The organism is Pseudomonas fungipugnans, assembly GCF_029955235.1.
In the GTDB taxonomy this organism is placed as follows: Bacteria; Pseudomonadota; Gammaproteobacteria; order Pseudomonadales; family Pseudomonadaceae; genus Aquipseudomonas; species Aquipseudomonas fungipugnans.
The window spans coordinates 281,465-293,744 of sequence record NZ_JARBWL010000002.1 but is presented as its reverse complement, the minus strand read 5'-3'; the positions used below and the strand labels follow the sequence as shown (position 1 = coordinate 293,744).

Annotated in this window: 11 protein-coding genes; 7 read left to right on the top strand and 4 right to left on the bottom strand. The window is 59.8% G+C overall.

Annotation, left to right across the window (positions count from 1 at the left end; all coding sequences use genetic code 11):
* The first annotated feature begins 37 nt into the window (after nucleotides 1-37).
* Both POF45_RS16320 and POF45_RS16315 read left to right on the top strand, forming a co-directional pair.
* Nucleotides 38-817, top strand: a complete 780-nt coding sequence (locus tag POF45_RS16320) for an N-acetylmuramoyl-L-alanine amidase (protein ID WP_282316148.1) — start codon at nucleotides 38-40, stop codon at nucleotides 815-817.
* A gap of 76 nt (nucleotides 818-893) precedes the next feature.
* Entirely contained in the window at nucleotides 894-2,507 is a 1,614-nt protein-coding gene (locus POF45_RS16315) for an EAL domain-containing protein (protein ID WP_259497909.1), read from the top strand.
* On the opposite strand, the gene POF45_RS16310 is transcribed toward POF45_RS16315, so the two are convergent.
* Together POF45_RS16310 and algB are read right to left on the bottom strand one after the other, a co-directional pair.
* Nucleotides 2,504-4,294 carry a KinB sensor domain-containing domain gene (locus tag POF45_RS16310; RefSeq protein ID WP_282316146.1) on the bottom strand — a complete coding sequence of 597 codons (1,791 nt, stop codon included), beginning with the start codon at nucleotides 4,292-4,294 and terminating at the stop codon, nucleotides 2,504-2,506. The genes POF45_RS16315 and POF45_RS16310 overlap by 4 nt on opposite strands.
* 10 nt (nucleotides 4,295-4,304) lie before the next feature.
* Nucleotides 4,305-5,651, bottom strand: a complete 1,347-nt coding sequence (gene algB / locus POF45_RS16305; protein ID WP_259497906.1) for a sigma-54-dependent response regulator transcription factor AlgB — start codon at nucleotides 5,649-5,651, stop codon at nucleotides 4,305-4,307.
* A gap of 437 nt (nucleotides 5,652-6,088) precedes the next feature.
* Here algB and POF45_RS16300 point away from each other — a divergent pair, with 437 nt between their 5' ends.
* From POF45_RS16300 to POF45_RS16280, 5 genes are all read left to right on the top strand, one after another.
* Nucleotides 6,089-6,376 carry a hypothetical protein gene (locus POF45_RS16300; protein WP_259497905.1) on the top strand — a complete coding sequence of 96 codons (288 nt, stop codon included), beginning with the start codon at nucleotides 6,089-6,091 and terminating at the stop codon, nucleotides 6,374-6,376.
* An 81-nt stretch (nucleotides 6,377-6,457) separates the two neighbouring features.
* On the top strand, nucleotides 6,458-6,622 hold the full coding sequence (locus tag POF45_RS16295; RefSeq protein WP_003177151.1) for a DUF1328 domain-containing protein: 165 nt from the start codon (nucleotides 6,458-6,460) through the stop codon (nucleotides 6,620-6,622).
* 2 nt (nucleotides 6,623-6,624) lie between these two features.
* Nucleotides 6,625-7,089, top strand: coding sequence for an inhibitor of vertebrate lysozyme family protein (locus POF45_RS16290; RefSeq protein ID WP_259497900.1), 465 nt, complete (start codon nucleotides 6,625-6,627; stop codon nucleotides 7,087-7,089).
* A gap of 699 nt (nucleotides 7,090-7,788) precedes the next feature.
* Nucleotides 7,789-9,120, top strand: coding sequence for a glutamate/aspartate:proton symporter GltP (gene gltP / locus POF45_RS16285; protein ID WP_259497898.1), 1,332 nt, complete (start codon nucleotides 7,789-7,791; stop codon nucleotides 9,118-9,120).
* Between the two features lie 250 nt (nucleotides 9,121-9,370).
* On the top strand, nucleotides 9,371-10,600 hold the full coding sequence (locus POF45_RS16280; RefSeq protein WP_259497896.1) for a nucleoside recognition domain-containing protein: 1,230 nt from the start codon (nucleotides 9,371-9,373) through the stop codon (nucleotides 10,598-10,600).
* Between the two features lie 118 nt (nucleotides 10,601-10,718).
* On the opposite strand, the gene POF45_RS16275 is transcribed toward POF45_RS16280, so the two are convergent.
* On the bottom strand, nucleotides 10,719-11,345 hold the full coding sequence (locus POF45_RS16275; RefSeq protein WP_282316144.1) for an ABC-type transport auxiliary lipoprotein family protein: 627 nt from the start codon (nucleotides 11,343-11,345) through the stop codon (nucleotides 10,719-10,721).
* The gene (locus tag POF45_RS16270; RefSeq protein ID WP_259497891.1) at nucleotides 11,342-12,280 is read right to left on the bottom strand and encodes an MlaD family protein; all 939 of its coding nucleotides are present in this window, start codon (nucleotides 12,278-12,280) and stop codon (nucleotides 11,342-11,344) included. Before POF45_RS16270 ends, POF45_RS16275 begins: the two co-directional genes overlap by 4 nt.

The following is a 12,280-nucleotide window of genomic DNA, read 5'->3' as shown; positions in this document are numbered from 1 at the left end:
TATTGCATTACCGTCTTTATGCGTACTGCCTACTGCCATGAAATTTATTACTCTTGTTGTGTCGCTTCTGCTGTTGGCCGGTTGCGCCAGCGGCCCCCGCTACGACACCAGTCACCCTTCGGCCAACCACGACAGCCGCGCGCAGTTCGTGGTGGTGCATTACACCTCCGCCTCCCTGCAGCGTTCGCTGCAATTGCTGACCCACGGTCAGGTCAGCAGCCATTACCTGATCGGCGACGACAGCCACGGCACCATCTACAAGCTGGTGGATGAAAACCTGCGCGCCTGGCACGCCGGGGAAAGCGAATGGCAGGGCAGGACCTGGCTCAACTCCAGCTCCATCGGCATCGAAATCGTCAATCCGGGTTTCCGCGACACCCCCGCCGGCCGCGTCTGGTACCCCTATAGCGAAGCCCAGGTGCAGTCGCTGATCGTGCTACTCAAAGACATCATCAAGCGCAACAACATAACCCCTGAACACATCATTGGTCACAGCGACATCGCCCCGCTGCGCAAACTCGATCCGGGGCCGCTGTTCCCATGGAAACGCCTGGCTGCCGAAGGCCTGGGTGCGTGGCCAAACGAACAAGCCGTTGCGCGCCAGCAAGCGCTGTTCGACACACAATTGCCGAGCATCGGCTGGTTCCAGCAACAACTCGCACGCCTGGGCTACGCCACGCCGCAAACCGGCGAGCTGGACGTAGCCACACGGCACGTGCTGGCGGCCTTCCAGATGCACTACCGCCCTTCGCGCTTCGACGGCACACCGGATGCGCAAAGCGCCGCAATGCTTCAGGTTTTGAATCAGACAAAATAATGACGCCCGCCCGACGGTCAGGGCAGTTTCTCAATCAGCAGCTATAACTCATTGGTAAATCTTCGGATATTCAATGATGCCCGCCGCTCGAGAGAGGTTGCGTAGTTGGTTTTATCGCCCCTGGTTTTTGGCGATGCTGGCTGCTGTCTTGAGCGCAACCCTGTTGATGGCAGGCAGTCTGTTCGTGGCCATCCATCAGGTCGAACAAGATGAAAGCCAGGAGATGAACGCTCAGGGCGAGCGCTTCCTGGCACGTCTTGAACAACTGTTCGGGCAGTTGCGCGAAAGCCTGGATGATCTCGAAGCCCAACCGTTGCGCAGCTGCAACGACGAGATGATCGCCACGTTGCAACAGATCAGCTTCAACTACCGCTTCGTTTACGAGGCGGCCTATATGGACGGCACGCGAAGCTGCTCCAACCGACCTCGGCAGGAAGCGCCGCCCGCGATCCGACCGGCGGACATCAAAGGCCCAACCTACAGCTATTGGCTGAACACGACGTCTGAACCCGATGAAAATCGCGCGGCGCTGATGCTGGGGCGCGGCGATTTTCGGGTGTCTACCTCTCGCGGACATTTGACCGACATGGTCGATCTGTCCCCCGGCAGCAGTTTGCTGGTGGTCGTCGATCGCGGCACCCGTGCCGTCCCGGTGCTGGGTGCAGAACAGGCCTGGCCACTCACCGAGCACTGGCCGCCGAAAAGCCGCGATGCGCTGCAGGTCACCCGAACCCACCTTATTTACCGCATGCCGACCAACAATCGGGACTACCAACTGGTGCTGATCTCCCCCCGCTCCGGCACGCACATACCGGCGGCGTGGTGGTGGTTGCTGCCAGCGAGCCTGGCCTTGGGATTACTGGTCGGCTTCATGGCGTTTCTGCTGGTGCGCCAGCGCCAGTCGCTGGACGCGGAGCTCAATGGCGCCATACGGCGCGGGGAGCTCCAGGTGTTATATCAGCCGATCTTCGACCTCGACAGCCGCCACTGTGTCGGCGCCGAAGCCCTGCTGCGCTGGCGGCGGCCAGACGGCACCCTGACCAGCCCGGACCTGTTCATTCCGATGGCCGAGAACACCGGGCAGATCCGCCAGATGACCGACTTCGTCCTGCAACGCCTGCTCGAACAACTCGGGCAAATGCTGCGCGCCAATCCGCAGCTGTATATTTCGGTCAACCTGGCGGCCTGTGACGTGATGGTGCCGCGTATCGGTCAGGTAATGGCGCGCCTGCTGACCCTGCACCGGGTCGCCGCCAGGCAAATTGCCTTTGAGGTGACCGAACGCGGTTTGATCGATGTGGTGGTGGCACGAGAAAACCTGCAAGCCCTGCGCAATGTCGGTCACCAGGTGCTGATCGACGACTTCGGCACCGGCTATTGCAGCCTGGCCTACCTGCAAACCCTGCCGGTGGACTGCCTGAAAATCGACAAGGCATTCATCGACGCACTGGGCCATGACGCCGCCAGCAGCGGTGTGGCGCCGCATATCATTCACATGGCTCAGGCGCTGCAACTCAAAGTGATCGCCGAAGGCATCGAACATGAATCACAGGCAGCGTTTCTCAGCAGCGAGGGCGTGAAGTTCGGTCAGGGATGGCTGTTCGCCCATGCGCTGAGCGCCGTGCAGTTCATCGAACTGATCACACGTGGCCGCCGCCTGAGCGGGCGACGCCTGGATGACGAAGCCTAAACCGCCAGCGCCATGTAGAACTGGGTGCCCTGCCCGGGACGCGAATAGACGCCCATCCGCCCGCCGTGCAATTGCACGATCTCCTTACACAACGCCAATCCCAGCCCGGCGCCGCCTTTTTTGCGACCAACCTGCACGAACGGCTCGAAAATCCGCCCCTGCTGGCCATAGGCAATGCCTTCGCCGTTGTCTTCGACGCTGATGATCACCCGCTCGCCATGACGTCGGGCCTGCAACCGGATCTGCCCTTGCGGGGCGGTGTGACGCAATGCGTTATCAATCAGGTTATCAAGCACTCGATCCAGTTGCGCCTGATCAGCCTGCAAGCGCGGTAAAGGCCCTTGCAACTCGACCAACAACTCTATGCCCCTGTCCTCGGCGACACCGGCAAAGCGCGCCTGAGCCTGATCCAGCAGATCTTCGATAGAACATGGCGCCAGCGTGAGCTTCTGCAAGCCGTTCTGGTAGCGGGAAAAGTTCAGCAGGTCATTGATCAGTTGCATCAGCCGCTGCATTTCTTCATTGACCGTGTCCAGCAGGTCGGCCTCACGCGAATCCTCGGGAAAGTGCGCCCGCTCGCGGAACAGACCGAACGCCATGTGCATGCCGGTGACCGGGGTGCGCAATTCGTGGGAGGCACGCAGGACGAACTCGCTGCGCACCCGCTCGAATGCGCGCTGTTCGGTAACGTCGTGCAACACCATTACCGCGCCGAGAATGTGCCCCTGGGTGTGACTGACCGGGGTCAGGCTATAAGTCAGCAAGCGCGACTCGCCGTCCACTTCCACACTCAGGTCTTCCGGCGCTCGCTCCAGCGTGCCGCCGCGCAGCACCAGTTGCAGTTGCTCATCCAGCTCCGGACGTTCCAGGGCGGTGCCCAGCCCTTGCCCGAGTCGATCACTGTCCCAGCCCAACTGCCGCTGGGCCACCGGGTTCAAATGTTCGAGCTGGCCATCGCGGTCGATCATCAACAGTCCGTCGTCGATACTGTCGAGCACCGCCTGCAAACGCTGCTGGCCGGCGAGCAACTCATCGACGTTGGTCGCCTGATGCTCACGCAGGGCCTCGGCCATGATCCCGAACCGGCGCGTCAGCAGGTTCATCTCTACCGCCGAGGAAATCGGCAGGGTGACTTCGAAATTACCCTGGCCGATGTTATCCGCCGCCTTGGCCAAAGCCTCGATGGGCGCGCCAAAACGCCGGGCGATGGCATGGGCGGTAATGAAGCCGATGATCAACACCGCCAACCCGACAAAACCGAGCAGCCCGGCGATCAGCAGCGCCCTGTCACGCGCCTCGTGCTGGGTTTCATTGATGTTGTCCAACGCACGCTTGTGCTCGGCGATCAGTCCGTTGCGTAGCGTATTGAATCGCTCCGTGAGGTCGTCGTTGCCGCTCAGTACACGCTTCGAATCATGAGATAAATTGAGGGTTTCCAGAAAGCGCTGATAATCGGCCTTGGCCTGGCGAAAACCGTATTGGCCGGCCTCTCCCGCCTGCTCATGGGAAATGCCCTCTTCGAGCAGCTCCAGATAATGCTGCTGCGACAGCTCAAGAGCCTGCGGATCCGGCTTTTCGCTGAGCATGATGATCAATTGATCGCCCAGGGTCTGGCGCAGCTTGAGCCCAAGGTCGAGGGTGAAGAAGTTATTGCGGATCAGCGCGTCCTGGGTTCCGGCCATTTGCATCACACTGACCAACCCGAGCAACAACCCGAGCAATGCCACGGTGATCAACGCCGAAATACTCAGGAACAGCCGGGTCCGCAACTTCATCGCCAGTTTCATCGGATGACGCTCACAGGTTGTACTGCTTGCGCTTGCGATAAAGGGTAGAGGCGTCGATGCCCAGGGTCTTGGCGGCCTGGTCCAGGGTGCCGGCGGTAGCCAGTACCGCGCCGATGTGGGCTTTTTCCAGCTCATCCAGACTCAGCGCGGCACCTACTCGCGGCGCGTTGTTGGTTGGCTGTTCGGCCATCCCCAGGTGGACAATCTCCACGCGCTCCTGCGGGCAGATAATGCTCGCCCGCTCGACCACGTTACGCAGTTCACGAATATTGCCCGGCCAGCGATAGCTGAGCAGCGCCTCCCGGGCCTCGTCGCTGAACCCCCGGGCCGGACGCGCGTATTCCTTGACGAAGCGGGCCAGAAAGCGGTCGGCAAGATTCAGAATGTCTTCACTGCGCTCGCGCAATGGCGGCAGGTGCAAGGTGATAACGTTCAGGCGATAGAGCAAGTCTTCGCGGAAACGGCCGTCGCGCACCATGTCTTCAAGATTGAGGTTGGTGGCCGCCAGAATCCGCACGTCGGCGCGGCGGGTGACCGGGTCGCCGACCCGCTCGTATTCCTTGTCCTGAATGAAGCGCAGCAATTTTGGTTGTAACGTGAGGGGAAAATCGCCGATCTCGTCGAGAAACAGCGTACCGCCATCCGCCTGATTGACGCGTCCAAGGGTGCTCTCACTGGCCCCGGTAAACGCGCCACGGCTGTGACCGAACAGCTCGCTTTCCATCAGTTCCGCCGTCAGCGACGGGCAGTTGATGGTCACGCAGGATTTTTTCTCGCGCTTGCTCCAGCCGTGAATGGCGCGGGCCAGCTCGCCTTTACCGGTGCCGGACTCACCCAGGATCAGGATATTGGCATCGGTGCCAGCCACCTGGCGGGCGGTTTCGAGCACGACTTTCATCGCCGGGCTGTGGGAGTCGAGGCCATCCTTGGGTTTGCGTACTTCACCTTCCAGCGCTTCCAGGCGAGCCGACAGTTGGCGCACTTCCAGTTGCTTGGCAGTCGCCAAACGCAATTGGTCCGGGCTGCACGGCTTGACCAGATAGTCAGCGGCGCCAGCCTGAATCGCATCGACTGCGGTATCGACTGCCGAATGTGCGGTGACGATCACCACGCGCATCCACGGCGCCTGGATACGCATTTGTGCCAGCACATCCAGGCCGTTGTCCTCGCCCAGACGCAAATCCAGGAAGCAAAGGTCAAACACCTGACGCTGCAACAACACATCGGCCTGCGCGGCGCTGTTGGCGGTGGCGACGGTATAGCCTTCGTCTTCCAGGCAGTAGCGGAAGGTACGCAGGATGGCGGACTCATCGTCTACCAGCAGAATGCGGCCTTGATGCTCAGTGGCTGATTCCATTTTCCTACGCTCCTTAATGAATGATCTTGGTTAGTCCCGGAAAAATCGGGCAAGTTGCATGGTTGATTCTGATCGATTCTACCCACAGCAGGGTAGCCTTCTACTTACCCTCTGGCTAATCGCCTGATTTTGTTGGTTTTTTATCTAAACAGCGGTCTGTAGACCCTTGCCTACGTTCATTTCAGACATCCGCGCTCTGCACTCAATTCAAAAATATTGAAAGTTCCTTCGGATCTATCGTGCATTACGCACGAGTGTAGACGACCCCATCGTGCAGGATGCGTGCGAAGTGATTTTCACTTAAAACATAACTCATTGATTTATATAGTTATTTTATACAATTAAAGCTGGCATGCAGGCTGCAATAGTCTGGTTAACCCGGGGCATTTAACGAACAAAGCCCCAAACCGGATCCACTGTGTGGGAGGAACTCCAGGATGAATCGCCAACGTGCCGCCCAAATGCGTATCTCGCCACTGCATATCCAGCAGGGCGTGTTTTTGCTTTTGGCGTTGCTGGTCACCCTGGTGGTTGGTCAGCAACTGATGAGCTGGCACTACAGCCAGCAGACAGAGGCGCCGCACGTATCGATTCAGCATGCGACCCAAACCCACTTCAGCGCCGTCAGCAGCAGCCAGGCTGAAAACGCTCCGATGCGAATGATGGAAGTCGACCAGCCACAACCGGTCGACGACCTGCCCCGCCAGGAACGTTGGGTGTTCTAGAAAAAACAACTTGGCGTGCTCGATGCGCCGGGAAACGCACCACCAAAAGCACCTCTAAATAGAAGCTTAAGGAGAATCACCATGTTGAGCTGGGCAATTACATTCTTGATCATTGCCATCATCGCCGCCGTACTGGGCTTCGGTGGTATCGCGGGCACCGCCACGGGTATCGCCAAGATTCTCTTTGTCGTGTTCCTGGTGATGTTCATCGCTTCGTTCTTCTTTGGCCGTCGCGGTCGAGGCTGAACATGAACGTTTTGGTAAAGACACTGGCAGCCGCCCTGCTTCTGGGCGGTAGTGCCATGGCGATAGCGGCCAACGATGGCCAGGCGCGGGTCAGCGAGTTGCTCAACTCCGACCCGCAATACCGAGAAACCTGGACAAAAGTCGTCAAGAAGGAAGAGCGATTGCCGGAATGGGTGATGAACCTGTCCGGTACTTCCGAGCAGATGAATGCCGTGCAGGAAGATGGCGACAAGTATCTGGTCGGGCCATTGTGCGAAGCGCAGCAGACCTGCCTGAACAATCGCCTGATCGTGGCGTTCAGCTTTGACAAGAAAGACGCCTACGCGATGTGGGTGCAAGTTCCCGCCGGGCTACCAGCCGACAAGTCGCCGACGCGCCATGCCGATTACCGCTTCCTCGGGAAGCCGAACCCTGGCATGCAGAACCTGTTGAGGGAACAACTGAAGAAAGATCCAAACTGGTACTGAGTTCGAAACACGGAAGGGGCAACCCTTGCTCCTTCCATTGCGCCACCCGAGGAAGGCAGGCGCATGACCAAGGGGTCGGGACGTTCTGACTGTTACAGGGTCGGAGTGACCTACGGGTACATGGGGTGCCTGCGCAAGGGCCGGGTCAGGTAAAAGCTGCGACGCAAGTTCGCCGGCCCAGAGCGGTTCGACGGACTTGCGAAGAGCTGAAAGATCGCAAAACGTTGATCTAGAGCATTGCGCTCATTCCCTTCTGCGTCATATTCCCCGCAAAACCGTTTCGCAGTGTTACGTCGCGACCGTATATCGAGAAAGCTCATACTTTCGTTCGAGGACTTTTCGCCGTCCGACGTAGGCTTTTTCCGAAGTTTCAGCTTGAATTAACCTGTACAAAAAACACACAACCTGCTCTGAAATGACCGGTTCACGGCACTTATGCCTGCCGAAATGTCGTATTCGAACCGGTTGGGACGCCAGTTTCATTTGAAAAAGCTCATGCCGATTCGGCATGGGGTAGGCGTTTACGGCATTAGACGTTAGTTCCGTGCATCGGAATAGTTGCGCCTTTTTTCGCCTGCCGAAGAGCTGTAAATACGCGTTTCGGGGCACCTTATACGGGGGCAGATGCACAAACTTTTCCGCCACTGAGCGTTCCAGTTCGCGCATCTGCCCGAGTCAAACTGAAGTAAGGGTAATGATATGAAGAAGGCAAAGCTTAGCCTCGCCTGGCAGATCCTCATCGGTCTGGTATTGGGGATTGCAATCGGTGCGCTGCTCAACCATTTCAGTGCCGAAAAAGCCTGGTGGATCAGCAACGTCCTGCAACCGGCAGGCGATATCTTTATCCGTCTGATCAAGATGATCGTGATCCCGATCGTGATTTCCTCGCTGGTCGTCGGCATTGCCGGTGTGGGGGATGCGAAGAAACTCGGGCGTATCGGCCTCAAGACCATCATTTACTTCGAAGTCGTGACCACCATCGCCATTCTGGTCGGTCTGGTGCTGGCCAACGTTGTCCATCCGGGCACCGGCATCGACATGAGCACCCTGGGCACTGTGGACATTTCCAAGTACCAGGCCACTGCCGCCGAGGTTCAGCATGAACACGCGTTCATCGAAACCATCCTCAACCTGATTCCATCGAACATCTTCGCAGCCATGGCCCGCGGCGAGATGCTGCCGATCATCTTCTTCTCCGTGTTGTTCGGCCTCGGTCTGTCGAGCCTGCAATCGGACCTGCGTGAGCCGCTGGTGAAGATGTTCCAGGGCGTCTCGGAAAGCATGTTCAAAGTTACCCACATGATCATGAACTACGCCCCGATCGGCGTATTTGCACTGATCGCGGTAACGGTCGCCAACTTCGGCTTTGCTTCCCTGCTGCCGCTGGCCAAACTGGTAGTGCTGGTTTACTTCGCCATCGCCTTCTTCGCCTTCGTGGTGTTGGGCCTGATCGCTCGCCTGTTCGGCTTCTCGGTGATCAAGTTGATGCGCATCTTCAAGGACGAGCTGGTGCTGGCCTACTCCACCGCCAGCTCCGAAACCGTGCTGCCGCGTGTGATCGAGAAGATGGAAGCGTACGGCGCGCCGAAAGCCATTTGCAGCTTCGTGGTGCCGACCGGCTACTCGTTCAACCTCGACGGTTCGACCCTGTACCAGAGCATCGCGGCGATCTTCATTGCCCAGCTGTATGGCATCGACCTGTCGATCAGCCAGCAACTGCTGCTGGTGCTGACCCTGATGGTCACCTCCAAAGGCATCGCCGGTGTACCGGGTGTGTCCTTCGTGGTGCTGCTGGCCACCTTGGGCAGCGTGGGTATTCCGCTGGAAGGCCTGGCGTTCATCGCCGGTGTCGACCGCATCATGGACATGGCCCGTACCGCACTGAACGTGATCGGCAACGCCCTGGCCGTGCTGGTGATCTCGCGCTGGGAAGGCATGTACGACGACGCCAAGGGCGAGCGCTACTGGAACTCCCTGCCGCACTGGCGCAGCAAGGAAAAACTGCCGGCTGGTGAGATTTCCAAGCACTGATAAAAACCCTGTGGGACTGCTTTATGTGGGAGCGAGCTTGCTCGCGATGACGGACTTACATTCAACATTGATGGCGACTGATACACCGCTATCGCGAGCACACTCGCTCCCACAGGGGATTGAGGTCTGCCCATAGAATCGGGCACAAGAGGACCTCATGCAGTCCCCAGACAAACCCCGGAGAAATCCGGGGTTTGTCGTTTCTGGCGACCCCGTTATCATTCGCCGCATTCTTCGGGGGATTTGACTGATGCTTAATGGCCTGTGGCTTGGCTTCTTCATCGTGGCAGCCGTGTCGGCGCTGGCGCAGTGGCTGATCGGCGGCAATGCCGGGATCTTCGCGGCGATGGTGGAAAGCATTTTCGCCATGGCCAAGCTGTCTGTCGAAGTCATGGTCCTGCTGTTCGGCACCCTGACCCTGTGGTTGGGGTTTCTGCGCATCGCCGAAAAGGCCGGCATCGTCGACTGGCTGGCCAAGGCGCTTGGTCCGCTGTTTCTGCGCCTGATGCCGGAAGTGCCGCCCGGTCACCCGGCCATCGGCCTGATCACCCTCAACTTCGCCGCCAACGGCCTGGGCCTGGACAACGCTGCTACACCCATTGGCCTGAAAGCCATGAAGGCGCTGCAAGAACTCAACCCCAGTGCCACCGTCGCCAGCAACGCGCAGATCCTGTTCCTGGTGCTCAACGCCTCGTCGCTGACCCTGCTGCCGGTGACGATCTTCATGTACCGCGCCCAGCAAGGCGCGCCGGATCCGACCCTGGTGTTCCTGCCGATCCTGCTCGCCACCAGCTGTTCGACGCTGGTCGGTCTGCTGTCGGTGGCGTTCATGCAACGCCTGCGCCTGTGGGACCCGGTGGTGCTTGCCTATCTGATTCCCGGTGCCCTCGCACTGGGTGGCTTCATGGCGCTGCTGGCGACCCTCTCAGCCACCGCGCTGGCCGGCTTGTCCTCGATCCTCGGCAACCTGACACTGTTCGGCCTGATCATGCTGTTTCTGGTGGTCGGTGCGCTGCGCAAGGTGAAGGTCTACGAAGCATTCGTCGAAGGCGCCAAAGAAGGCTTCGACGTGGCGAAGAACCTGCTGCCGTATCTGGTAGCCATGCTTTGCGCCGTGGGCGTGTTGCGGGCGTCCGGCGCGCTGGACTTCGGGCTCGACGGGATTCGGCATCTGGTGCAGTGGGCCGGGTTGGACACGCGTTTTGTCGATGCCTTGCCGACGGCGATGGTCAAACCGTTTTCCGGCAGCGCCGCCCGGGCGATGTTGATTGAAACCATGAAGACCTCCGGGGTAGACAGCTTCCCGGCGTTGGTCGCGGCGACGATTCAGGGCAGTACGGAGACGACGTTCTATGTACTGGCGGTGTACTTCGGCGCGGTCGGCATCCAGCGCGCGCGGCATGCGGTGGGGTGTGCGTTGCTGGCGGAGTTTGCTGGTGTCGTGGGTGCCATCACGGTTTGCTACTGGTTCTTCGGTTAACTACATAACTCTGTGGGGGCGGGCTTGCCCGCGATGGCGATTTTTCAATCAACATATGTGTTGAATGTTACGGCCTCATCGCGGGCAAGCCCGGCTCCCACAGCAGAACTGCTTTTTTTCAAGGTCTTGGCGGCGGGGCGACTTTCTGCCCTTGCTCCACCACCCAATTCACCACCTGCGCCGTCAACTGATCGCTGGCCTGGCCAAACCCGGCCACCACACCCGGCACTTTCACGTCGCTCAGCGGCTGGCGCACCTCAAAGCGGTGGCTGGCGAGGATGCGCTGGTCGGAGCCGCGTACCAGCAAGGCGTCGAGGCGCACCACCACAGTGGCGCTCGTGCCCTGGTACTCGGTCTGGAACGCTTGCAGGCTGCCGCCCAACTCCAGATCCGCCTGCAGGTTGCTGTCGTCCGTGCTCAACAACGACACCCGGCCATCACGCTGAAACCCGTCGAGCAGGCGATTGCGCAACAGCACCGGCGCCGGATCGCTCCAGCGTGACGCCTTGTAGCTGCTGATCAAGTCGCCCTGAGGAATGACCGCGATTTTCGGGCTGTTCAACGCTTCGCTCGCCTGCGGCTTGGCCAGGCGCAGCGACCAACGCTGGGCCGTGCCATGGCTGGCCGAGGCGCCGCTCTGGGCCACGGGCAGCCGGTACACGTCGGACGGCTCGGCCTTGGGCAGGATCGAGCACGCGCTGATCAGGGTAAAACCGGCGAGGAGGGCGAGGTGAGTCAGCTTCATGGGGTGAATTCCTTGTTCTTGTCGCTGCCCAGCAGATAACCGCTGGGGTTGGCCTCAAGGCGTTGCGAAATGGCCCGCAGCGAGCTCAGGGTGTCGCGCAGTTCGCGCACCGCAGGCGCCAGGCCATTGAGGCCCTGCATGCCGCTGTTGAGCGAATCCTGGTTGTTCTCGAGCAATTTGTTGATGGTCGCGCTGCTTTGCTCCAGCGACTTCATCGCCTGCTCGGCGCTGCCGAACATCTGCTTGCCCTGATCGTTGAGCAAGCCGTTGGCGTTGCGCATCAGTGCGGTGGTCTGTTCCAGGGTGGCGCTGGCCTGTTTGCCAATGGAGGCCAGTTGCTGCATGGCCTGGCGAATGTCCCCGCGCTGCTCGGCAATGCTGCCGGTGGTCTGCTCCAGATTCTTCAGGGTGTTGCTGATGCGCTCGATGTTCTGCTCCGAGAACATCTTGTTGGCGTTGTGCATCAGGGTATTAACGCCCGCCATCAGGTCGTTGCTGTCATTCATCAGGCGGGCGATGGGCGAGGGCGCCGCAACGATGGTCGGCAGGTCGCCATCCTTGCCGCGCAACTTCGGGCTTTGCGGTGTGCCGCCGCTGAGCTGGATGATCGATGTGCCGGTGATCCCGGTCAGCGCCAGCTTGGCCTGGGTGTCTTCCTTGATCGGCGTTTCGCCGCCCAGGCGAATCCGCGCCAGCACCCGGCGCGGGTCTTTGGGGTCCAGGCGCAGGCTGACCACGTCGCCGACCTTGATCCCGCTGTACTGCACGGCGCTGCCCTTGGACAGACCGCTGACCGCTTCGTTGAAGACGATTTCGTAGTCCTTGAACTCGGTATCGACGCTGGACTTGGCCAGCCACAGACCGAAGAGCAGGGCGCCCGCCACCACGATCACAGTGAACAGGCCGATCAATACATGATGGGCTCGGGTTTCCAT